Origin of the sequence: Paenibacillus tabacirhizosphaerae (assembly GCF_040812395.1) — a bacterium.
In the GTDB taxonomy this organism is placed as follows: Bacteria; Bacillota; Bacilli; order Paenibacillales; family NBRC-103111; genus Paenibacillus_E.
In genome coordinates, this window is the sequence record NZ_JBFNXH010000006.1 from 141,101 (window position 1) to 162,835 (window position 21,735).

Annotated in this window: 25 protein-coding genes and 1 other annotated feature; of the genes, 2 read left to right on the forward strand and 23 right to left on the reverse strand. The window is 47.6% G+C overall.

Going from position 1 to position 21,735, the window contains the following annotated elements; all coding sequences use genetic code 11:
- Positions 1-4: 4 nt before the first annotated feature.
- Positions 5-487, reverse strand: a complete 483-nt coding sequence (locus tag ABRS97_RS13140) for an ACT domain-containing protein (RefSeq protein ID WP_367814502.1) — start codon at positions 485-487, stop codon at positions 5-7.
- 171 nt (positions 488-658) lie between these two features.
- Between ABRS97_RS13140 and ABRS97_RS13145 the strand changes: the two genes are divergently transcribed.
- Positions 659-1,168 carry an NUDIX domain-containing protein gene (locus ABRS97_RS13145; RefSeq protein WP_367814504.1) on the forward strand — a complete coding sequence of 170 codons (510 nt, stop codon included), beginning with the start codon at positions 659-661 and terminating at the stop codon, positions 1,166-1,168.
- A gap of 55 nt (positions 1,169-1,223) precedes the next feature.
- Here ABRS97_RS13145 and ABRS97_RS13150 read toward each other — a convergent pair whose 3' ends face one another.
- From ABRS97_RS13150 to ABRS97_RS13245, 20 genes are all read right to left on the reverse strand, one after another.
- Positions 1,224-2,039 carry a C40 family peptidase gene (locus ABRS97_RS13150; RefSeq protein WP_367814505.1) on the reverse strand — a complete coding sequence of 272 codons (816 nt, stop codon included), beginning with the start codon at positions 2,037-2,039 and terminating at the stop codon, positions 1,224-1,226.
- A gap of 145 nt (positions 2,040-2,184) precedes the next feature.
- Positions 2,185-3,264 carry an anthranilate phosphoribosyltransferase gene (locus tag ABRS97_RS13155; RefSeq protein ID WP_367814507.1) on the reverse strand — a complete coding sequence of 360 codons (1,080 nt, stop codon included), beginning with the start codon at positions 3,262-3,264 and terminating at the stop codon, positions 2,185-2,187.
- 772 nt (positions 3,265-4,036) lie between these two features.
- Complete coding sequence (gene obgE, locus ABRS97_RS13160; RefSeq protein ID WP_367814509.1) at positions 4,037-5,341, reverse strand: GTPase ObgE; 1,305 nt, start codon at positions 5,339-5,341, stop codon at positions 4,037-4,039.
- 52 nt (positions 5,342-5,393) lie between these two features.
- Positions 5,394-6,149 (reverse strand): Spo0B domain-containing protein, encoded by a 756-nt coding sequence (locus ABRS97_RS13165; RefSeq protein ID WP_367814510.1) that lies wholly within the window; start codon positions 6,147-6,149, stop codon positions 5,394-5,396.
- 148 nt (positions 6,150-6,297) lie between these two features.
- Positions 6,298-6,609 (reverse strand): 50S ribosomal protein L27, encoded by a 312-nt coding sequence (gene rpmA / locus ABRS97_RS13170; protein WP_367814511.1) that lies wholly within the window; start codon positions 6,607-6,609, stop codon positions 6,298-6,300.
- Positions 6,610-6,613: 4 nt separating this feature from the next.
- Positions 6,614-6,967 (reverse strand): ribosomal-processing cysteine protease Prp, encoded by a 354-nt coding sequence (locus ABRS97_RS13175; RefSeq protein WP_367814512.1) that lies wholly within the window; start codon positions 6,965-6,967, stop codon positions 6,614-6,616.
- A gap of 11 nt (positions 6,968-6,978) precedes the next feature.
- Positions 6,979-7,290 (reverse strand): 50S ribosomal protein L21, encoded by a 312-nt coding sequence (gene rplU, locus ABRS97_RS13180; RefSeq protein WP_367814513.1) that lies wholly within the window; start codon positions 7,288-7,290, stop codon positions 6,979-6,981.
- 12 nt (positions 7,291-7,302) lie between these two features.
- Positions 7,303-7,391 (reverse strand) — a sequence feature (ribosomal protein L21 leader region).
- Between the two features lie 52 nt (positions 7,392-7,443).
- The gene (locus tag ABRS97_RS13185; protein ID WP_367814514.1) at positions 7,444-8,607 is read right to left on the reverse strand and encodes an Rne/Rng family ribonuclease; all 1,164 of its coding nucleotides are present in this window, start codon (positions 8,605-8,607) and stop codon (positions 7,444-7,446) included.
- Positions 8,608-8,628: 21 nt separating this feature from the next.
- Positions 8,629-9,504, reverse strand: a complete 876-nt coding sequence (locus ABRS97_RS13190; protein WP_367814515.1) for a M50 family metallopeptidase — start codon at positions 9,502-9,504, stop codon at positions 8,629-8,631.
- Positions 9,497-10,396, reverse strand: coding sequence for a peptidoglycan DD-metalloendopeptidase family protein (locus ABRS97_RS13195; RefSeq protein WP_367814517.1), 900 nt, complete (start codon positions 10,394-10,396; stop codon positions 9,497-9,499). Before ABRS97_RS13195 ends, ABRS97_RS13190 begins: the two co-directional genes overlap by 8 nt.
- A gap of 121 nt (positions 10,397-10,517) precedes the next feature.
- On the reverse strand, positions 10,518-11,666 hold the full coding sequence (locus tag ABRS97_RS13200; RefSeq protein WP_367814519.1) for an FtsW/RodA/SpoVE family cell cycle protein: 1,149 nt from the start codon (positions 11,664-11,666) through the stop codon (positions 10,518-10,520).
- Between the two features lie 7 nt (positions 11,667-11,673).
- Positions 11,674-12,468, reverse strand: a complete 795-nt coding sequence (gene minD, locus ABRS97_RS13205) for a septum site-determining protein MinD (protein ID WP_367814521.1) — start codon at positions 12,466-12,468, stop codon at positions 11,674-11,676.
- A gap of 38 nt (positions 12,469-12,506) precedes the next feature.
- On the reverse strand, positions 12,507-13,166 hold the full coding sequence (minC, locus tag ABRS97_RS13210) for a septum site-determining protein MinC (RefSeq protein ID WP_367814522.1): 660 nt from the start codon (positions 13,164-13,166) through the stop codon (positions 12,507-12,509).
- Positions 13,167-13,238: 72 nt separating this feature from the next.
- Entirely contained in the window at positions 13,239-13,766 is a 528-nt protein-coding gene (gene mreD / locus ABRS97_RS13215; RefSeq protein WP_367814524.1) for a rod shape-determining protein MreD, read from the reverse strand.
- 13 nt (positions 13,767-13,779) lie between these two features.
- Positions 13,780-14,652, reverse strand: coding sequence for a rod shape-determining protein MreC (gene mreC, locus ABRS97_RS13220; protein WP_483312451.1), 873 nt, complete (start codon positions 14,650-14,652; stop codon positions 13,780-13,782).
- A 14-nt stretch (positions 14,653-14,666) separates the two neighbouring features.
- Complete coding sequence (locus ABRS97_RS13225) at positions 14,667-15,701, reverse strand: rod shape-determining protein (protein ID WP_367814528.1); 1,035 nt, start codon at positions 15,699-15,701, stop codon at positions 14,667-14,669.
- Positions 15,702-15,822: 121 nt separating this feature from the next.
- Positions 15,823-16,512 carry a RadC family protein gene (gene radC / locus ABRS97_RS13230; RefSeq protein ID WP_367814530.1) on the reverse strand — a complete coding sequence of 230 codons (690 nt, stop codon included), beginning with the start codon at positions 16,510-16,512 and terminating at the stop codon, positions 15,823-15,825.
- 110 nt (positions 16,513-16,622) lie between these two features.
- Positions 16,623-17,072, reverse strand: a complete 450-nt coding sequence (locus ABRS97_RS13235; protein WP_367814532.1) for an RrF2 family transcriptional regulator — start codon at positions 17,070-17,072, stop codon at positions 16,623-16,625.
- Between the two features lie 127 nt (positions 17,073-17,199).
- Positions 17,200-17,802: a Maf family protein gene (locus tag ABRS97_RS13240; RefSeq protein WP_367814533.1), complete on the reverse strand. Its 603-nt coding sequence runs from the start codon at positions 17,800-17,802 to the stop codon at positions 17,200-17,202.
- Between the two features lie 57 nt (positions 17,803-17,859).
- A complete protein-coding gene (locus ABRS97_RS13245) occupies positions 17,860-18,102 on the reverse strand; it encodes a DUF4321 domain-containing protein (protein ID WP_367814535.1) in 243 nt (80 codons plus the stop codon).
- Between the two features lie 145 nt (positions 18,103-18,247).
- Here ABRS97_RS13245 and ABRS97_RS13250 point away from each other — a divergent pair, with 145 nt between their 5' ends.
- Positions 18,248-19,519 carry an N-acetylmuramoyl-L-alanine amidase gene (locus tag ABRS97_RS13250; protein WP_367814536.1) on the forward strand — a complete coding sequence of 424 codons (1,272 nt, stop codon included), beginning with the start codon at positions 18,248-18,250 and terminating at the stop codon, positions 19,517-19,519.
- Positions 19,520-19,572: 53 nt separating this feature from the next.
- Here the strand turns inward: ABRS97_RS13250 and ABRS97_RS13255 are convergent, their stop codons facing one another.
- Both ABRS97_RS13255 and ABRS97_RS13260 read right to left on the reverse strand, forming a co-directional pair.
- The gene (locus tag ABRS97_RS13255; protein WP_367814538.1) at positions 19,573-20,928 is read right to left on the reverse strand and encodes an SPOR domain-containing protein; all 1,356 of its coding nucleotides are present in this window, start codon (positions 20,926-20,928) and stop codon (positions 19,573-19,575) included.
- Positions 20,929-21,531: 603 nt separating this feature from the next.
- On the reverse strand, positions 21,532-21,654 hold the full coding sequence (locus ABRS97_RS13260) for a hypothetical protein (protein ID WP_367814540.1): 123 nt from the start codon (positions 21,652-21,654) through the stop codon (positions 21,532-21,534).
- Positions 21,655-21,735: the final 81 nt, after the last annotated feature.

Genomic DNA, 21,735 nt, shown 5'->3' on the forward strand with positions numbered 1-21,735 from the left:
TATCTTAACTGCCTTGACCAATGATCATTGCACGCTTGACACCCTCTTGCGCATGAAGAGTATTCAGCAATTGGCGAATCTCTTCCCCCATGGAAGACGTTTCTACAGAAATGACAACATTCGCCATACCTTGTAAAGGAATCGTCTGATTAATGGTCAGCACATTTCCATCCAAATTTGCGATAAGCGCCAGCACTCTCGATAAAATCCCGGACCGATGCTCCAAATCCATGGATATCGTAATAATGCGCTCTCGTTCAAGTTTATTCAACGGATGAATGCCATCTTTGTACTTATAGAAAGCGCTCCGGCTAAGCCCGACTTGTTCGACTGCCTCGTGAATGGTCTTTACTTCTCCGCGCGCGAGCAGTTCTTTTGCTTGCGCCGTTTTGAGCACACCCTCTGGCAAAATATCTTCTCGAACTAAATAATACTGTTCCGGACCCTGGTGCTTGACCGGATGAAAAAACTCTTTGCTTTCCGGCACGATGTTATCGTCCTCTCTAGAAAGACCTATGTTCCTCTATAGTGGACATTATATCGAATTGGCTCCTTTGAAGCAATAGGCAATTTTCATCAAAACGTCAAATGCCGACACTATCTTTGCGGTTCTTTGCTATGATAAGCTGAAGGTAACTTAGGAGAAGGAGGCCAAGTAGTGATTAACCTACGTATGATGTCCACGGCTCTCCTTTGGAATAGCCACAATGAGCTTCTTATGATGAAGCGTTCCTTAACCCGCAAGCTGTCCCCTGGACTTTGGGCAGCCGTTGGCGGGCATTTAGAACCCACAGAGATTAATCACCCAAGAACCGCATGTCTGCGCGAAGTGTGGGAAGAAACCGGCATTGAACACGACGAAATTCACGGATTGCGCATGCAGTATGTGCTGCTAAGACTTAATGGCCAAGAAATCCGTCAGCAATTCTTTTATGTGGGGAATACAGATGTGAATCCGCGTATCGTCACCAGCGAAGGCGAACTTCATTGGATTCCTAGATCCCAAGTGCTCGATCGTCCTCTCCCCTTTATCTTTCGTAGTCTGCTCGAACATTATTTCACTTTCGGTCTGACGCCGCACCCTTGGGTGGGCTCAGCAGGCTTCCACCCGGAGACCGGGGAACCGACGATTCATTGGAACCCGCTGCTCGACCCGATGCAAACGTAGAGACGACAAAAAGACAGGCTTCGATTGCTCGCTGCCTGTCTTTTTGGTGTGCTCTTTATAGCGCGCTTCCTCCGTAAAGGAAACGGTATTCCCAATGCCGTCCTACTATAGAATCAATGCGAACGCCGCCGCTTTCCTTCGAATAGGTTGACAAGATTTGCCCATCACCCAAATACATAGCCACATGGGTAACCGTTTGCGCGGACTTGTCTATCCCGTTGTACTTGGAAGCGCTTGTCCCTTTGTAAGACATGAAAAACATCAGGTCGCCGGGTTGCAGATCATGCCAATCCGTCTTGGCGTTTCCAAGCGATTTCACATAATTCCCTTGTCCGCGTGAATCGCCTGGCAGTTTTAACCCGATGCCATCCAGAAACGCTTGACGGACAAAATCGGAACAATCGAACGTGCTCGTATCGCTGCGGCTAGATCCGAATTCATACGGGGTGCCCATATATTTCTTTCCGGCTTCAATTACTTTTTGAATTTTCTCGCTTTTAGTTTCACCTGCGGTATTGCCATTGGATTCCGATCCATTCGTAGATCCGCCTATTGAGCCGCTAATGATTTTTATGTATTTCGAACTTGTGCTGACATAGCCTATCCGACTATCAGATGCTTTAACTTTATACCACCAGCTGTTCGTTTTCTCAACAATAGTTACTTTCTCATTCGTTTTTAAATAGCGAATACGCGCTGAATTTTCATCCGGACTTGTTCTAAAACTTACACTGCTTACAATTTGTCCGACAGCCGCAACTGAAGTAGCCGTAGCTGCAGAAACTACCGAAGCTTGTCCAGGAAGCGGAGCCGTAATAGCTCCAAAAGCGATGGCAGGCACGAGCATAAACGTCAAAAGTTGTTTTTTCATGATGTTGACTTAGCCTCCTAAGCGTTTCCCCAGAAAATTTTCTGGTAAACTATGAATAGTCCCACAACTAGATGGTAACACATCCAAAGTAATAGTTTTACTTGTAATTTCTTCCACTCACAAGTGAAAATTGAAGGCGATCCCTTTAACCAATGTGTTCTGAGGAATCGCTGCTTAAGGGCTGCGTCTGATTCCGCCAACGATGACTCTGCTCCACCCACCGCTGCATAACTTTTTGCGCTTCTTTACGCTTCAGCAAGGATTCTGCAAGCTGGAACCCTTCCTCATAGCTACCTACTTTATCGAACCAAGTCAGGCGCAAGCCCGTGTTGAAAATAACATGGTCCCGTTCTCGTTTCACCTCTTTGGAATCTTCACCGGACATCACTCTTTGTAATAGGGAGAGCTGATCTGCTTTGCCAAGCGGCACAAGCGGCTCACTGTGGAAGCCGAACTTCTGAGGTACAACCAACCGCGATTCATCCCCCCAAGGGGTAACGATATGGATCATGCTGTTTTGATAAATCGGGAGATCCTCCGAGCCTTCCATACCCTGCACAATGTACACACTCTGAAAGCCGGAAGAAATGGAAATAGGGATTAGCGAGGCCATCGCCTGTTTCCCGTTCACCCCAATGATCATATTCGTAGAGCGAACCGGATTAATAACTTTCTCCACGGTATTCATAATCGTCTTTAGCCCTATTTGCTCGCGAACTTGCTTGAGTCTGCCTATCGGCGGGCATAGCTGATCTATCGGCAAAAAACCAATATGCAATTGAAAAAATAATGCTTCCCAAGCCTTCATAGGCAGTTCTAGAGAAACGCCAAAGCTTTCCAAAATCTCCTTCATTGCGATCCCCTGTCTAGGCGGAAGAGCATCGCTGCCATGCAGCACCTGCGAAAAACCTACAGATGCAAGCAACAAGCTTACAGGCAAGGTTACTGGAAAGTAATGACGTCCCTCCGCAGGTCCGGCGCTAAGGAGAGAGTTTCTAGAAGATTGATAGCTGAGCGAGCAACCGCGGAAAACATCTATGAAAGCCTTCAATTCATCAATCGATTCGCCTTTCATGCAAAGTGCCATTAAAAAAGCCGCGCACTGTGCATCTGTTGAATGGCCAAGCGCCAACTCTCGCGCTGCTTCAAAGGCTTCATCATAGGACAAATTACGAGTATCCTGCCCGCCTGTACCAATGGCTTGAATCCATCTTTTCACTATCATCTCTCCTTTTCTGGTGAAATGAACAGAAAGGCTGCATGTCACTAATCATTACATTAAATGATTTCTATTATGAAAATGGTAATGCTTTTCATTTTTTATGTCAAGTTATATGACATTTCATTTATGTAAAAACAAAAACAACGCCAAGCGGCGTCCTGGGTATAAACCCTATGTTGGCGCATGGGGAGTGGATTGGGAATGGGGTCAACGAGATTTCAAATACGGGCGCTAATGCTTCTCTCCCCCACGCCTATCCCCTTCTCTGCTCTACTTTGTGCTGTCTTCTTCTTTTCTCCCTAACCTGCCTTCCATCCGGTATTCATACCCATGAACACCCCTGTAAGATTCCTGGTACATTTCGCCTCCGTAAGCTCCGCAAGAAAACGAGGAGGTACCGCCGGACCGCCTATTCCCCAAGCACAGCGATTTCGACGGAACTACGATGCCTTATTCCACCTCAACGTCCCTTTTCTCCCCCTGAAGAGGAACTAGGGTGCGTTAAATGAACGAAACCGTGCCTACAACCCAGCATTTCCTACTCATAACGCACGGCAGTTCCGCGAAATGCCCATTCAAGCCGATATGACTAGCCATAACGCACCGTAGTTCCGCTAGCCCGCTCATGATATCGCCTTCAAGACAATGGTTCGGTGAACCGCTTACAGCACCATCTCTCCAAACCAAGCTTGCTCCCCTTAAAACAACATATACATTCTATAGCCTCAAAAATAAAACACCCATCCGCGAACGAATGAGTGTAACTGTATATCGTTTATTCCTTCTCAACAAATTCAAATTCGAAATCCGCGATCCGAATGGTTTGTCCATCCACCGCTCCACGGCTGCGCAGCTCTTTGTCGATTCCGATGTTACGCAAAATTCGCGCAAAGCGGGCGACACCATCTTGGGTAGAGAAATTCGTTCTTTTGATAAGACGCTCGATTGAAGGACTTTCAACCACGAAGATATCGTTTTCCCGATGGATCGTGAAATCCTGTTCATCCCGTTTCTTCTCATAGCGGTATACTTTACGTTCTTCCACTTCCGCGACTTCTTCTACTTCCGGCGCATCCGGTATACTGTCCAAGATGTCCGCAATTTTGTAAAGAAGCTCCTGCACACCCTCCCGCGTTACCGCAGAGATTGGATAAATGGTCAACTCCCTGCCATCCTCGGCAAGTTGCTCTCGGAAAAGAGTTAAATGGTCAGCGGATTCCGGCATATCCATTTTGTTCGCGACAACAATTTGCGGGCGATGCTCCAGCTTGGCATTATAGAGCTTGATTTCCTCATTGATTTTGAGGAAATCTTCATACGGGTCGCGGCCATCTGCAGCGGACATGTCCACGACGTGCACGATCACTCGCGTCCGTTCCACATGGCGGAGGAACTCATGACCGAGCCCAACGCCTTCGTGGGCGCCTTCGATCAAACCCGGCAGGTCCGCCATCACGAAGCTGCGGCCCTCGCCAACATCCACCACCCCAAGGTTCGGGGTGAGGGTCGTGAAGTGATACGCCGCGATTTTCGGTTTCGCGGCAGAAACAACCGAGAGCAGCGTGGATTTTCCCACACTAGGGAAGCCCACAAGGCCGACATCGGCCATCACCTTCATCTCGAGCACGACCCAGCGCTCCACGCCTTCCTCGCCGTTCTCAGCGATTTCAGGAGCCGTGTTCTGCGCTGTTGCGAAGCGAGTGTTGCCACGGCCTCCACGGCCGCCTTTCGCAACAACGACTTCCTGGCCGTGACGCGTTAAATCGGCGATGATTTCCTGCGTATCATCGTCAATAACCGTCGTGCCCGGCGGAATACGAACGATCATGTCCTCGGAGTTCGCGCCATGCTGCGATTTGTTGCGCCCTTTCTCGCCGCGGGCCGCTTTAAAATGCTTCTGATAGCGGAAATCCATCAGCGTCCGCAACCCCTCATCAACGCGGAAGATGACATCACCGCCATTCCCGCCGTCACCGCCTGCGGGACCGCCCTCCGGCACGTACTTCTCTCGCCGAAATGCGACTAAGCCATCACCACCGTCGCCGCCTTTAACAAAAATCTTCGCTTTATCTACAAACATACCTACACCTCAATAAAAGTGAGACTCCGGTCTACGACCAAAGATCCCTATATTATGTACGAAACGGTAGCCTCAAAGTAACAACCGCGCCTTCGCCTTGCAATTCAAACTGTTCAACCGTATGATGCGCACTCTGAATCAAAAGCGTTTCACGTACAGCTTCCTGCAGCCTAACCTGCTCATACGGTCCCTGATATACGAAATCAAGCAGCAAGCTATCTTCTTGAACGTCAAATTCCAAACTCAGTACCCCGCACTCATCGCCTTCAGACGCTGCATAGCTCTTGAACAGTTCCACCGTTTTTCGAACGATGCCATCAATCAACCCTTCATGCAGCGGAAGTTGCCCGAGGTTTACCTCTTGGTCCAGCTCAATCTCAAGCTGCAGCGACTTGGCATGCACTCGGAACAAAAGCAAATAGGTGATTAGGGAAGGAATGCCCAGCTTGGAGAGATTGCTTTCCTGCTGCATATTCATCTTTATTTTTTCCATATATGGCTGTAAATTATCAAACTTCTTTAATTGAATATAACCGAACAAAATCTGTATGTCATTCATCCAATCATGGCGCAATCTGCCTACAATTTGTAGCACATTTATATCGCTCAGCTGTTCCTGTTTGCGAAGCTCGTTGTTCCATTTCTCGTGCATTTTGCTAGCTTCCAGTTTGAAAGCGGTATAACCGCAAAGGACGATAATCAGAAATAAAGCTGCTCTGACCACCCATGGTTCCACAAACATCAATCCGGTTAACCCAATGAGCACGATTGCCATCAAATAAACCTGTGCGCCGCCCGCTTGCTTCATTGCCTCTTCGCTCCGTTCTCGCCTGCTTTGTAACCGTTTCTTCAGTATAGCACGGCAACTGGTAAACTTCACCATTCCTCGCACTGAAAAAAGGATGCACAAACAAATAAAAAACCCCAGCGAACTTATCGCTCGCCGGGGATTATTATTAAACTTCTAAAGCTGCAGCCACAGGAGCTACATCAACCGGGTATACGCTCACTTTTTTGCGATCGCGTCCCCAACGCTCGAATTTCACTACGCCTTGTACCAAAGCGAAAAGTGTATCATCCGAACCGATGCCTACATTAGTACCTGGGTGAATTTTCGTACCGCGTTGGCGGTAGAGAATGCTTCCCGCAGTAACGGTTTGACCGTCAGCACGTTTAGCGCCAAGGCGCTTCGAGTGAGAGTCACGTCCGTTCTTTGTGGAACCCACCCCTTTTTTGGAAGCGAAAAACTGGAGATCCAATTTCAACATGGTGTTATCCTCCTTTGTGATAGATTGTTTCAATCGTTATATATTCACCATAGTTATCTGCAATGGTTTGTAACATGACCACCATAGATTCTAGAATCAATTGGACTTTATTCCATGTCTCCGGAACAGACCGCGTACTCTCTGGAATTGTAACATCCATCAAGCCTCGCTCCATCTCGTGAATGGGAATTACGCCGGTAAGTGATTCAATCGAATTATATGTACCGAACGTTACCGCCGATACAGCAGCGCAGACTAAGTCTTTGCCAGGCACGTCATATTCAGCATGGCCTTCCACTACAAAAGATGAGATCTGAGGTAAATCTTGCGAAAGCCGTTCTATGGTCACATAGATCATAAGACTGCCTCTTACGCTTTGATTTTCTCAATAACTACTCTTGTGTACGGTTGACGATGACCTTGCTTTTTGTGATAGTTCTTTTTAGGTTTGTATTTGTATACGATAACCTTCGCGCCTTTGCCGTGTTTCTCCACTTTCGCGGATACTGCAGCACCGGATACCAATGGAGCACCTACTACCAAACCGCTCTCTTTGGAAACCGCAAGAACACGATCAAAAGAAACAACTTCACCTTCAGCTGCGTTCAATTTCTCGATGTATAGAACATCGCCCTCTTGAACTTTGTACTGTTTACCACCTGTTTCAATAATTGCGTACATATTCATTACCTCCTCATGTCTCAGACTCGCCTTGTCCAGGTGACGGTCAGGATAACATCCAGCGCCGTACTTCAACCCGATTCGCGCGGTTACAGCATGCCTAAACAACACACTCCGAGTATTATAACACAGAAATATTTTGCTATGCAATCATTATTTACGCTTACGGGTCATTTCAAGAAGTCCCAGCTTCGTCCAGCCTACGATGACTGTCTTAGACCGGTCTTTGCGAACTTCTTGTGAAATAATATCCGAAACCGACAATCGATTTATTTCCGAATTCATATCAATAAAATCTACAATAATAATGCCGCGCGTATTGCGCAGACGAAGCAAACGTGGAATTTCACTGGCAGCTTCCCGATTAATATCGAATACAGTTTGCTCCAAGTTGATTGAGCCTGTATACCTTCCAGTGTTCACATCGATGACCGTCAACGCTTCCGTCTGATCGAAAACAAGGTAACCGCCGCTCGGCAGCCAAATTTTGCGTCTAAAGCTGCGATTCAATTCTTCACTAACACCAAACTGATCAAAAAGCGGCACTTTACGATCATAAAAGGCAACTCGCCCCCGCCAGCTCGGATTCATCTTGCGAAGCAACTGCTTCATGTCTTCGTACACTTTGGCATTGTTCATCCAAACTTCTTTAACATCATCGGTTATTACATCACGCGTAAGACGAGGCAACAAATCAAGATCTTGATAAAGCTGAGCGGGCGCGCGCGACTCTCCCATTTTGGAGCAAATGGCGCTCCACAAATCCCGTAAATTTTGCAAATCATCGCGAATATCTTCCTCGCTTTGTCCAACGGCTCCCGTGCGGATGATTACACCTTCGCCAGGAAGCAGATGTCCTTCCGCAAGCTGTTTTAAACGAGCTCTTTCGGCTTCAAGATCAATTTTTCGTGAAATGGCAATGTAATCTGCCTCCGGCATATACACAATCCAACGCCCAGGTATGGAAATATGAGTCGTTACTCTAGCGCCTTTGGTGCCCTGCGGATCTTTAGTCACTTGGACCATAAACGTTTGGCCGACTTCGGCGAGTTCCGTGATAGGAGGTTTGATTTTGGGCTGTTTGTCCAAGTGGACGGGAAGCAGATCATCTATATAGAGAAAAGCATTCTTAGCAAGTCCGATATCGACGAATGCCGCCTGCATTCCGGGGAGTACATTGACAATCCGGCCCATATAGATGCTGCCTGCCCTTTGGGAATCAAGCGGATACTGCGTATCATACTCAACAAGACGACCCTCATCCAGTAAGGCCGCTTGTGTGAGTTCAGGCGTGCAGTGGATAATGAGCTGCTTCATGCTTTCACCTCAACAGTTATTTTACATGAAAAGATCGGAAACTGCACTCCCCGGTTTTTTCCCATCTAAATAACCGCTGACTAATTGCTGCTCTGGCAGCACCGCTTGTATGCGCCCCTTCTCATTTACAACATAGATAAGATGATATTTTTCTCTCATAAATAACTTTACAGTTTCAGCCATTGTCCGTTGCTTGGTTACGACAATCGGCTGGGCCAGCGTCCCCCTGCTGAGCAATCTGCTTGCCCGCCCGCTGCGTGACATCAGAAATCGGAAGAAGTGATAAGGCAGTTGCCGGTGCGCGTACCAATTCGTTACCAGCAGAAAAATCCCGATTACAAGCAAATTGAGCGGCAATTGTCCGCCAAGAAATTGAAAGACCGCCGCACAAATAACGCCTGCACTCAAAATCATACTAATCCATGTCGTGTACAAGATGGTGCTGTGATAGGAAAATACGTAGCCAAGCAAGCATTGCAAAACTTTGCCTCCGTCCAGCGGCATGACAGGCAGCAGATTGAACAGGCCAACCATCAGATTCGCTTCAATGAAATAGGTCCACCATTCGTGCGCACCTACGCCAAACCACTGTAAAACAACTGCTGTTAGAATCAACCACACATGCTGCAAGGGCCCTGCCAAAGCAACGATTAGCTCTTCGCTGGTCGGCACCGAACCGAGTTCATCGACGATCACAACCCCTCCAAAGGGAAGCAGCTGCACTTCGCGCACTCTCCATCCGAAGCCGCTGGCCGCCGCCAAATGTCCGAGTTCATGGATAAATACAATGCCAAACAATGTTGCAGCCTCTAGAAAATAGCCGGTAAATGCAGAACCAATAAATATAAGCGTGAACAAGGGATGAAACCGATATATCGTGCCGCCCCATTTAATCAAATGAGATCACATCCGTCGGGTTGACGGGATGCCCGTCCTTCGTTACGGCAAAATAAAAGGTCCCTTTGGCTGAATCTCCCTTCGAGGCCGTTCCGACGGCTTCCCCGCGATTGATCCAGTCGTTCAACTCCACATGCGCCTCACCCATAGAGCCGTACACGGATTGAAGTCCGTTAGCATGGCGAATGATGATGGTTAGGCCCGACTCCGATGTCATGCCCACAAAAACAACTTGTCCCGTATCCAGTGCATAAATGGGCGCATTTGCAGCCGTGTTCAGCATTACACCCGTGTAAGAAGAGCCATCATACGCTGCTACGATGCTTCCTTTGGCAGGCGAGAACAATGTTCGTTTGGATGCAGCGTTCACTTTCACCGCCTCTTCTCCTTCTCGATTATGAAAGCTGGGAATGAATGCAGGAGAGCCGCCGAACCGGTCTGTATACCAAGCGGATAACGCCGTGAAATCATACGATTGCGTTAACGAATCTGTAATGAATCGTTTCCCTGTGCCCGACCAGGGTTGGTTGACTTGGAACATGCCATAAATAGCCGCGAATAACAAGCAGCTAACGAACAGTTTGGTCACTATGGATCGGCGCGTTGGAGGAGAAAATAGGCTTTTCTCTTCTTCATTGATATCATCGCGTCCGTTCAAAGACGGATCCATTTTTAATTTGTGGCGCCAGGCAAATTCAGGATCCTCCATGCGGCGATTCCATTCCGGATCCGGGTAGAGTGGGCTATCGTTTTCGTGACGGTTCCGTAATTGGCTAGCGTCGCCGCGGTAAGGTTTCATTGTATTCGCCCCGCCATAACCGGGATCGGACGATTCCCGCAAATTACGCAGCCGTTCCAATCTGCGCTGTTTGACTTTATCTTTGACTTCCATGGAAGTCCCCTCCTAAGCGTTCTCTAGCATAGTACAGCCTATGAGGAGAGGGACAAGATTATGTAACAACGCAAAAAGAAAAAGCCCCGGAATCAGCTCGAGGCTTTTATTTCTTTTACATTCAAAACAACTCCGGTTCACGCTCCTGATGCAGTTTGACACTCATGACTAGACCTAAAGAGAGCATGTTTATAAGCAAGGACGTACCTCCGTAACTAATAAATGGAAGTGTGATCCCCGTTAACGGCATGATGCCAATCATCATCCCGACATTTTCGAAAATTTGGAAAACGAACATCGAAACAACGCCAACAACGATATAAGCGCCGCTGCGCTGCGTGCTCTGAATGGAGATGAGAATCATACGGTAAATGAGCATGAAATAGATCAACAACAAGATAGCGGAACCGCGGAAACCAAATTCCTCTCCCACAACGACAAAGATTGAATCCGAATAAGCAAAGGGAATAAAGTTACTGTGAACGGAAGTGCCTTTCAAGTAGCCTTCTCCTTCAAGCGCTCCTGAGCCAATTGCTCGCACTGCGTTACGTACCTGGTAGCTGTCGTCATCGGATACATTATGCGGATATAGGAAAGTATCAATCCGATCCATCCAGTGGCTGAAATGATATTTCTCCAACAAGAGATACAAAGAATCATGAAAATGCTTATATAGGGTAAGCATCAGAAACCCTGCCCCTGCCAGAATGAGAATACTGAACAAAACATGGGTGTATTTAATATTTCCAATCCACAGCATGCCGACAAGGATAACGACGAAAATAATGGCATTACCCAAATCAGGTTGAATCAGCACCAAAATGAATGGCAACAAAACTGCCAGGCTTACTGGAATCACATCTTTCTTCAAAAAAAGCAATTCGCCGCCGCGTCTGGCTAACAAAGCTGTGATGCATACAATCAAAATCAGCTTCACAAGCTCAGCCGGTTGAAAATTCAGTCCGCCGGGAAGTTCGAACCACCCCCGCGCACCGTGAACTTTGGCCCCGAATAAATAAACCGCAATTAAAGAAATAATGCCGATTCCATAAAGGAATGGCGATACTTTCACGAGCACCCGGTAGTCGAACAAGCTGATCCCGACAAAAGCAAGCAACCCAACCGCATACAAAACCAGGATTTTGGTGATAGAAATTGAAATGGTTGGATGATCCACAGATGCACTGTACACCATCATTGTGCTAATAATCATGAAGGCAACCAAGATGACAACAATAGGAATATCAATGTTTTTCAGTTTGGCAAGCACAGGACGATCATCCTATCCCGATAAACTTTTTCATACGTTTTACCCAGCCCGTTTTATCATCCAACTGCATCAACGGAACCGTATCCCCCAGAATTCGCCTGGCAATGTTACGATAGGCAATAGCTGCACGGGACGATGGGTTCATTACTGTCGGTTCACCTTGGTTAGCTGCTTTAATCACATATTCGTCATCAGGAACAATGCCTAACAAATCGATTGCAAGTACGGCGCATATTTCATCAATGTCCAGCATTTCGCCTTTTTTCACCATATTGGGCCGAATCCGGTTAATCACCAACTTCGGCGATGAAATCTTCTCAGCTTCAAGCAGGCCAATAATCCGGTCTGCGTCGCGCACGGCCGCATTTTCCGGCGTTGTGACAACAACCGCTTTGTCTGCACCGGCTACTGCGTTTTTGAAGCCTTGCTCGATACCCGCCGGACAATCGATAATGACGAAATCAAAATCTTTTTTGAGGTCTAGTACTATATTTCTAACATCCTCAGGCTGCACGGCATGCTTATCTTTCGTTTGTGCGGCAGGTAGCAGATACAACTCGTCGAAGCGCTTATCTTTGATCAACGCTTGCGGCAAACGGCAACGTCCTTCCACGACATCAACCAGATCGTAAATGATCCGGTTCTCAAGTCCCATCACGACATCCAAATTGCGCAGTCCGATATCGGTGTCAACCATGCAAACTTTTTTGCCCAATAAAGCCAAGGCTGTCCCCAAATTGGCGGAAGTCGTTGTTTTCCCGACGCCGCCTTTTCCTGAAGTAACTACAATCGCATCTCCCATATCTCTCACTCCCACACTGTTTTTTCCGTATATACGTCTTAACCCATCATGGATTCCGGCCCAATGCGATGAAGCTGATGCAGCTTGTCAATTTCCATCTTGCCTTCTTTGATGTAGGCGTATTCCATAAAAGCTTCCTCAATTCCCCATTCATCCGGAGGGCGGCTAATAATACCGGCAATTCTCAGCTGTGTCGGGCGCATGTGCGAAGCGGCAATAATGACACTCTCGTCGCCGTCCACGCCAGCGTGCGCCATACCGCGCAGCGAACCCATAATGTAGATGTTTCCTGTGCAAATGATAGTTCCACCAGGATTCACATCGCCAAGATAAAGCAAATCACCCTCATGATGGAGGGTTTGTCCAGAACGTATCATGCCTTTGAGCGTCTTTATCGTAGCGGCAGGCTCATCTATTTCCTGTTCAGACGGAAGTTCGCCTTCAATTGATTGGATAAGCAGATTTCCTTTTTGACGGATAATCGCGCGAATTTCTTCTTTTTGTTCTTCTGTCGCTTCGCGACTGCCTAATTTGACATGTACATGAATAATGGGTCCTGTCAATATTTGCTGATGCGTTTTCTCAAGTTTATGCTGAAGCTCCTTCAGTAAAACTTCCCACTCGCATGCGTCGTTAAGTAGAAAAACAAGGCCATCCTTGACCCCTTTTATCATCACATGATGCTTGGATACGGACATAGTTGCGTTCAGACCTCCCAACCTATACATTTCGGTTCATGTCCTGAATTCTCCTGCAAAAGGCCTAGAAATTTAATCTTCGGTTCCAGACGAAGCACTTAACTTTCCTTCGAGCAGCTTGCGCATAGGCACGTAGCAAAGCAAGGCAAAAAGCAGATTAAACAGAACACTCGGAAGCATATAGTGGGTGAGCGCGAACTTCAAATCGATATCAATCAGCTTGAATAAGCGATTAATGCCATAATTGATGAATTCAAACAACAACAAGCCGAAACCTGATATAAGCAAATTATAGAAGATTAGATTGGGCTGCTTTCGTTGAGCAAGTCCCGCTAGGTACCCGGATAGCCCCATTCCGAAGGAATAAATGCCAAGCATCGAACCATAGTAGTTGAAATCATGCAGCAACCCAAACAGCAATCCATAGATCAATGCAGAATGACGATGATGAAAAAGTCCGATAAATAGAATAAAAACCAAGGTAAAATGCGGCGCCACAAAGACTTGAGATTGCCACGAGGAAGGAATAAGCCAAGTTACAATCGTTCCTTGCAGAACAAACAGTCCGAGTAGAATGAGCCAGAGCAGATGTCGTTTCATTTTGCGCCCCACCTCATTTCACTTCAGGAACTTCAACCACAAATACTTCGCGTATATGGCTGAACGAAGCTTTGGGCTTCACCATAACCTTGTATGTGATTCCGAATTCCCCAGGGCCGATCGAGGAAATCGTTCCAACTTCAATGCCTTTTGGGAAAATCTGTCCCAGACCAGATGTAATAATGGTATCCCCGACTTTCATCGTATCCGCTTTTTCAACCTTGTTCATAACGAGCTCGCCTGAAGTGGAATCATAGGATTCTATCATCCCAAAAGGCTCATTTTCATTCCCTTTAACGGTAACGGCAACGGCTTTGGAATTATTGTCAGAATCATTGATTTCCTTGAGCAACTGCACATTGGAGTGAAAACCAAATACTTTACTTACTCTACCTACCAGACCATCTACCGTCATAACGGCCATATTCTCTTTAATGCCGTCTTTATCTCCAAGATTTATCGTTGTCGTACTGTTGTATGGATCGGTAGCCATACTGACGACTTCAGCGATACGGTACGTGTACACGTTAGCTTGCCGCTGTCGTTCCGTAAAGCCCAGTGCTTCCATGAGCCTTTTGTTCTGCGCTTCAAGCTCATTCAGACGCTGCGTATCCCTTGCATACTGCGTAAGCGTTAGCTTGAGCGTCTTGTTCTCTTCATAAATGACCCGCAGCTGGCGAATATCCTGAAAGAAACCCGCTATGGAAGAAGCGGGCTTGTAGAAGAGGCCTTGTGTCCACGAAACAGAGTCTTTCACAAATTTCTCCGGCCACGTCATAGGCGCCCGGTTTCCAAGGGTCAGTCCCATTAGAATAAAGAAGCAGATCAGGCCGAACATCAAAAAAATCAGCCTCTTGTTCCCCATAAATTTAAACAAATTGAGCACCTTCTAACGAATGTTTAACGCTTATACTTTGAAGTGGGTCCCGATCTCGTCTTGAACAAATGAATATTTTCCAGCGCGCGGCCAGTTCCAATAGCTACACAGTCCAGCGGATTGTCTGCGACAAGTACGGGCATTCCGGTTTCTCTTGAAAGCAAGCGATCTAGATTGCGGAGCAAGCCTCCTCCGCCAGTCAAAACAATACCGCGATCCATAATATCAGCGGAAAGCTCCGGCGGGCATTTCTCAAGCGTAACCTTTACCGCATCCACAATCGCATTGACCGTATCGGTCAGCGACTCGGTGATCTCATCCGAAGTAACGCTTAGCGTCTTAGGCAGGCCGGATACAAGATCACGACCTCGGATTTCAAGCGTTTCCGGCACTTCCATCGGGAGGGCGGAGCCGATTTCCATTTTCAACGTCTCGGCGGTACGCTCCCCAATCATCAAATTGTATGTACGTTTAATGTATTGAATGATGGCCTCGTCCATTTCATCGCCTGCTATGCGAATCGAGCGGCTGGTAACTATGCCTCCCAGAGAGATCACGGCTACTTCTGTCGTTCCGCCGCCGATATCGACTACCATGCTGCCTGTCGGCTCCCACACCGGTAGATCAGCGCCGATCGCAGCTGCAAAAGGTTCTTCAATCGTATAAGCTTCACGCGCCCCCGCTTGCTTGGTTGCATCCTCAACCGCTCTCTTCTCGACGGCTGTAATCCCAGATGGCACGCATACCATGACACTCGGATGACGCTGGAAAAGCCAACGCTGTTTCTGGGCCTGTCTCAGAAAATAGCGAATCATCGTCGATGTCGTCTCGAAATCAGCGATGACGCCATCTTTCATCGGGCGGATCGCGCGGATATTGCCTGGTGTCCGTCCAATCATTTTTTTAGCTGCGTCTCCGACAGCTTCAATTGTTTTTGTATCAGTACGAAGGGCAACCACAGAAGGCTCCCTAACGACAATTCCTCTGCCTTTTACATAAACAAGCGTATTAGCTGTACCCAAATCAATGCCTAAATCTTTCGTAAAACCACCGAACATGGCAGTTGCTCCTTTCTTTCCTGTTGCGTCTTAGTCTCTGTCAGACCTGCATCCCATGTTTGTCATTCTCGTCTACCTTTTCAAAAATACCGCCTCATCATCAAGCGTAAATCTTATTATATTACATATAGCCTTGTTCCTTCAAACTTATGAATTTTTGATCACCGATAATGACATGATCCAGCACTTCGATCCCTATAATCGAGCCCGCTTCCACCAGTCGATGTGTTAGCTGAATGTCTTCCGGACTGGGCGTTGGGTCACCGCTTGGATGATTGTGGACACAAACAATAGAAGCGCTGCTCCGCTTAATCGCTGCGCGAAACACTTCACGCGGATGTACGATGGATGCATTCAGAGAGCCCATCGACAAAGTCTCTTGAGCAAGCACATGATTTTTCGTGTTCAAAAACAGGCAAACGAAGTGTTCCTTCTGCAAATAACGCAAATCCTCGCTGACGAGGTCCGCGATATCTTTGGGTGAACGAATCGTCGCTCGTTCTGTTAACGAACTCTTCGCTATTCTGCGCCCAAGTTCAATTCCAGCCTGGATTTGCAATGCCTTGGCATCTCCGATTCCTCTTATTTCGGTAAGCTGATCCTTGCTCATATCAACCAAACTGCGCAGACCTCCGCACTCACTTAGAATACGTCCAGCTAATCGAAGCGCCGACTCCGAGACAGTCCCTGTGCGAAGTAAAATAGCTAGTAATTCCGCGTTGCTCAGCGCCCCCGCTCCAAACTGGAGCATACGTTCTCTTGGTCTCTCCTCTTGCGGTACTTCTTTAAGCATCAAGCTTATGGCTTCCATGAATTCCCCTCTTTCACACTATGTAGGTTATGTTACTTCTTAGTATCCCATTCATCCGGTAAAGCCCTGATAAATATAAAAAGCCCTCGGCTATTGGGATCCGAGGGCTTCTAGGACAATTGTTCATTATGGGTATGCGGGCAGACCATTGCATGAAGACGCTGGAGTATACTGCCAATCGTATGCTGGTCGAAATATAGTTCCATCTGCTTTTCCGCATCTGAAAACATAGTTCCCATCAATTTATCCATCTTGGACGATACCATACAGGATGTGTTCTCATCACCTGAGCACCAGCTTGGCTTCAGTGATCCCTGACAGGTTAATCGATATATCTCACCAAGTGTGACCCCGTCAGGATTACAGCTTAGTATAAAACCGCCGCCAATGCCTTCCTTCGTCGATACATAGCCTGCTTTTCGAAGAAAGCCCATTACTTTGCGAATGCGAGCTGAATGCGTGGATACGTTCGCTGCAATTTCCTCACTGGTTGCCATATGTTCAGGCAAATGAGCCAGCAATACAAGACTATGGACGGCTATCGTAAATTCGCTGTTCATGGCAGAGTATACCTCCCGGTAGCATTGCATGTGATGACTTGTTGCTTACTGTTATTGTAACCGTTACAGATTACACAGTCAATGCACAACCGCCATTTCCCAAGACGAGCGATCCCCCTTGAAGACACTAAAGAACGTGAATATCAAACGAAAGAAGCAAGTCGCTTAATAATGACAAAGGAAGCCCAACCACATTGAAATAATCGCCTTCGATGGATTCTATGATTGTTGCGCCGAGCCCTTGAATCGCGTAAGACCCTGCCTTATCTTTAGGCTCACCTGTAGCGATATAACGGCGAATTTGTTCATCGGACATAGGCTTCATTGAAACCCGCGTCACACGGTGAGAAACAACATGCCTTCCTGTAGCTGCATCCAGACAAGCGACGCCGCTGTATACTTCATGAACGCGACCTTGCAGCGCTTTAAGCATCTGGAAGGAGTGCTCTTCATCGACAGGCTTGCCCAACACTTCGCCTTGATACACCACAACGGTATCAGATCCGACGATGATGCCTTGCTTTTCATTATCTTGAAGCAGTTCGCGTACGGTTGAAGCTTTGCGTATCGATAGCAGCTCCACCAAATCGGCAGGCGTTATTTTTCCTTCGACGGTCTCATCCGCATCGCTGACCCGAATGATATAAGGAAGTCCGAGCGATTGGATCAGCTCCTGCCTCCGCGGCGAAGACGAAGCAAGAATAAGTGTTTGAATGGTTGTAAGGCTCAATGCTAACAGCTCCTAACTTAAGTGTCATTCATAAGAGGTTTAAGGCCCCTATTCCGTTTATAGCTTGCGGTACAAGAAATAGGCTCCTACTAATCCGAGAATGCTGCACAGATTTAGTTTGACCAGAAGATGAAGCTCATATTTCACAACTTGCAAATCTGCTTTTGGCTCCCAATTAATTTGCGCCGACTTGGTCAAAAAAGCGAGAGCAGATACCGGCGCCAGCAGCTGGCCTACGATAATTCCGGTAAGAAGACCCACGATTAAAAAGATGATTAGTGTGACGGTGCCTTTTTTCATAGCTGCCATCCTCTCTTCTATGTACAAGCCTATTATACTTGCATCTCCTTTTATTTACCATGACAAACATGATCGAATGGCGTATCTTACCTGCTTACACAGAGAGCTGATCCTAGTAAGATAGTCATTGGAGGTATTACCGCACATGAGTCTACTAAAGAAATTCCTCGTTTTTTCATTGTTACTTACTTTCGCTTTCCCTTATCAAGCATTCGCCTACACAGTTGTTGTCGATGCCGGTCACGGCGGAAGCGATCCGGGCGCCATCGGCGTTAACGGCTTGCAAGAAAAAGATGTCAATCTGGACATTACCCAGAAATTGAGAGATGAGCTTCTACAACAAGGCTATGACGTCGTCATGACACGAACCGATGATCGTTACTGGTCACTCGCCCAGCGCGTGGAATATGCGAACAATCAAAATGCTGACTTTTTTGTATCCGTTCATGCAAATTCGCACGCAAATTCCAAAGTAAACGGCTCAATGGTGCTTTATTATGATGATGCTTACCCCCAAGAAGATTATCCGGCCAGCGAAACGATGAAGCTGATGACACCTTACAGCAAAGATCTGGCGCAAAATGTGCTGAATGCCTTGGTAGCCGCATCAGGCACTGCCAACTTAGGACTCGTGCCAAGTGCCGTTTATGTCGCAAGAATGGGCACAGTTCCAAGCATTTTGGTAGAGACCGCTTTCTTAAGCAATTCAAGCGAAGCAGCTCTGTTAGCGGACGACGCGACTCGGGCAAAGATGGCAGCCGGAATTGCCAAAGGCATCGCAGCTTACGTACCGCCTGTATTTACTGACACAATAGGTCACTGGGCGCGAGAAGCCATTTTGCGGATGAAAGATAAGAAATGGGTTGAAGGTATCGGTAACCGTTATCAACCCGAGCGTGCATTGACCCGAGCTGAGTTCCTGACAGTAATGGATCGTATGTTTACGTTCAGTCAGTTAAACGATGTGTGCGGGACAAGCAGTTCAGCCGGGTCGGTCACAGCCGCGGTATATGGCTGCAAAGCGGACAGCGGCTCATCGTCAGCAACAACGAATGGATACAAGGACCTTCCCGCGACCCACTGGGCGAGTCCTGTTTTCGCGAGCGCGAAGAAGTTGAACTTACTCCAGGGCTATCAAGATGGAACGATACGTCCGGATCAACCGATTACGAGAGGCGAGGTTGCGGTCCTGTTCGATCGATTGCTTCAAATGGCACAGCCTGCCGCCAAACAGATTTCTGCTACAGCAAGTCAGAAATTCGACGATGTACCCGTTTCATTATGGAGTGCCAAGGCGATCTATTCGCTGAAAAGTCTCGGCATCATTCATGGCATGACTGAAACTACGTTTAAACCGGAGCAAACGATCACAAGAGCGGAAATAGCCGCTATGATGGACCGTTACACTTCGAAATAAAATAAGCAGCCTGTCACCTGATAGAAATGGTGACAGGCTGCTTATTTGGTTTCTCACGCGCCAACCTTCTTGAGCAGCTCTTTCTGCGCGATGATGTACTGCATCATCGCAGATTGTGCTTGCCAAAGCATTGCGATTGATGGCGCTTTTTTGTACTCCTCCATCGATTGAACCGCACCGTTCAACGCCTTTGTCATCGTCTGAACAAACGGTTTCGTTTCATCGTTCAAACCTTCATTGACTGAAGATGACAAGGCTGTCAGCGATTGATGCGAGGTACGAATAGCTTGCAGCGAGCTCTCTGCCAAGGCGGTTGGTTTCGGTTCAGCTAGATGAACAACGGTTATTCCGCTAATGGTGCGAATGAGCTTATCGCCTTCCGTAATCAGCGGCCCGACCGCCTCTGGCTTCTTGCCGCTCCACCGAATGCCGCTCACTGCAGGGATATCCATATTTTTAATGTACACCTCTAGTGATTTATCCTGTACTTGAAGCTGCTGGCTTAAGGCCAACGCTTCATCCCTTGATGACGCAACCCCGACAAAAACGGTAAGCTTCTCGCTTCCTTCCAATGCCGATGCCAAACCTTTTTTCTTCAGGCTGTCCTGGGCAGTTTGAGCACTTGACAGCGTACTGAATACACCATTTTGCAGGAAGGCATAGGTTTTGGCGGGAATCTGAACCTGCGTAATACCTGCTGCTGTTGATGGATTCTCGGGAGACTGCTCGGTCGCTGCCGGCTTAGGGGCATCCGTTACGGTTACTGCAGTGCCTGCTGTAGCCTTGCTTGGCGCTGCGATCTGAGCATTCGGTGAAGCGACAGCCGTCTTCTCTCCTTGTTCGCGATCTGTCGTGAACATCGAAAGCACAAAAAAACCAAATGCTACACCGGTGATCACCGCACCTGCAACCGAGGTCGCAATCCGGATCCAAGGCGCACCCGACGATTTGGCATATCTGGCTCCGGTACCCGGCTCTACATAAGGACCTTTGGCCGTCCAGGTTGTCCAATCGTCTTGATCAACTTGAGGCGCTGGGCCTGATCTTTCCGGCTCCTGAGATTGCCTTCTCTCCACGGGATGCTCCCTAGTTGCTTGCGATTCTCGAATAATGCGCTCTACCCTTTCACCTTCCGTCTCTATCGAGCTCGTCCAACTGCCGAAATCCGTTGTGAATGTATTCAGTGCATGCGATTCGAATAAGCTCTCGACTTGCTGTCTCTCCGCTTTTTCTACTGAAGTGACTTCTTCTGAAAATTCATTCTCCTTAAGCAACGTCTCTGTGACCTCGAATTCTTCTTGATAGAGAGGGATCACTTTGTCCTCCGAATCCACGGCGTCTCTCGCTTTGCGGCTTGCTTCCGGCTGATCATTTTGATCGAATCGATATGTGATTCTTGCTTTGCTCATAAGGTTCTCTCCTTCATCCTAATCTTGTATTACTAGATTATGATTAAGAGAATCGAAATATGTTCGCTGAAAAATAAAAACCTGAGGTGTGCCTCTCCTTATCTAGAGCCATACGCTTGAGCGTAGGGAGGGAACTTAAGTATGAGGTTCCAACCGCTGTTAAAGTCGTGTTCCTTGAATTTACAAGGTGGTGCGAACACGACTTAAAGGCGGACGCTATCACTTTTCCACCCCACACCCATCCCCTTCTCTGTTCTACGCTGTGCTAACTTCCACTTCTCTTTCCCCTAACTGTTCCTCGATTCGGTATTCCTATCCATGAATGCTTTTGTAAGATCCCGGGTACAATTCGCCTCCGCAGACTTCGCATGAAACCGGAGGAGGTACTGCCGGACCGCCAATTCCACATGCACAGCGATATCCACGGAACTACGATGTCTTATTCCACGATAACGTCCCTTACCTCCCCTTGAAGCGGAACTAGGGTGCGTTAAATGAGCGAAAATATGCTTACAACCCAGCATTTCCTACTCATAACGCACGGTAGTTCCGCGAAATGTCCCTACAACCGAAAATGCCGCTTCATAACGCACCCACGTTCCGCTAACCCGTGCAAAAACAGACGATCTCTCGCAGATCGAGGCGGTATTTCAATACGCCAACCCGCTGTGGCACTTCCGGATCTTCTACGTCCATCCTTTCAAATACTCCTACCACACGATGCATGCGGAATCTCTCCGCTCTGCGAGCTCGTCACACACTCATACCTGACGACAAAAAAAGACCGTCTCAAGCCGCTAGCGGCTT

What these genes read in the sequence shown, in the direction of transcription:
- minD (WP_367814521.1), bottom strand. Translation starts at nt 12,468, where the DNA reads ATGGGAGATGCGATTGTAGTTACTTCAGGAAAAGGCGGCGTCGGGAAA.
- ABRS97_RS13150 (WP_367814505.1), bottom strand. Translation starts at nt 2,039, where the DNA reads ATGAAAAAACAACTTTTGACGTTTATGCTCGTGCCTGCCATCGCTTTT.
- ABRS97_RS13225 (WP_367814528.1), bottom strand. Translation starts at nt 15,701, where the DNA reads ATGTTCGGTGGTTTTACGAAAGATTTAGGCATTGATTTGGGTACAGCT.
- rplU (WP_367814513.1), bottom strand. Translation starts at nt 7,290, where the DNA reads ATGTACGCAATTATTGAAACAGGTGGTAAACAGTACAAAGTTCAAGAG.
- mreD (WP_367814524.1), bottom strand. Translation starts at nt 13,766, where the DNA reads ATGAAACGACATCTGCTCTGGCTCATTCTACTCGGACTGTTTGTTCTG.
- ABRS97_RS13185 (WP_367814514.1), bottom strand. Translation starts at nt 8,607, where the DNA reads ATGAAGCAGCTCATTATCCACTGCACGCCTGAACTCACACAAGCGGCC.
- minC (WP_367814522.1), bottom strand. Translation starts at nt 13,166, where the DNA reads ATGTCCGTATCCAAGCATCATGTGATGATAAAAGGGGTCAAGGATGGC.
- ABRS97_RS13165 (WP_367814510.1), bottom strand. Translation starts at nt 6,149, where the DNA reads ATGAAGCAAGCGGGCGGCGCACAGGTTTATTTGATGGCAATCGTGCTC.
- ABRS97_RS13250 (WP_367814536.1), top strand. Translation starts at nt 18,248, where the DNA reads ATGAGTCTACTAAAGAAATTCCTCGTTTTTTCATTGTTACTTACTTTC.
- ABRS97_RS13255 (WP_367814538.1), bottom strand. Translation starts at nt 20,928, where the DNA reads ATGAGCAAAGCAAGAATCACATATCGATTCGATCAAAATGATCAGCCG.
- obgE (WP_367814509.1), bottom strand. Translation starts at nt 5,341, where the DNA reads ATGTTTGTAGATAAAGCGAAGATTTTTGTTAAAGGCGGCGACGGTGGT.
- ABRS97_RS13235 (WP_367814532.1), bottom strand. Translation starts at nt 17,072, where the DNA reads ATGAACAGCGAATTTACGATAGCCGTCCATAGTCTTGTATTGCTGGCT.
- ABRS97_RS13260 (WP_367814540.1), bottom strand. Translation starts at nt 21,654, where the DNA reads ATGCATCGTGTGGTAGGAGTATTTGAAAGGATGGACGTAGAAGATCCG.
- rpmA (WP_367814511.1), bottom strand. Translation starts at nt 6,609, where the DNA reads ATGTTGAAATTGGATCTCCAGTTTTTCGCTTCCAAAAAAGGGGTGGGT.
- ABRS97_RS13155 (WP_367814507.1), bottom strand. Translation starts at nt 3,264, where the DNA reads ATGATAGTGAAAAGATGGATTCAAGCCATTGGTACAGGCGGGCAGGAT.
- ABRS97_RS13195 (WP_367814517.1), bottom strand. Translation starts at nt 10,396, where the DNA reads ATGGAAGTCAAAGATAAAGTCAAACAGCGCAGATTGGAACGGCTGCGT.
- radC (WP_367814530.1), bottom strand. Translation starts at nt 16,512, where the DNA reads ATGGAAGCCATAAGCTTGATGCTTAAAGAAGTACCGCAAGAGGAGAGA.
- ABRS97_RS13175 (WP_367814512.1), bottom strand. Translation starts at nt 6,967, where the DNA reads ATGATCTATGTGACCATAGAACGGCTTTCGCAAGATTTACCTCAGATC.
- ABRS97_RS13245 (WP_367814535.1), bottom strand. Translation starts at nt 18,102, where the DNA reads ATGAAAAAAGGCACCGTCACACTAATCATCTTTTTAATCGTGGGTCTT.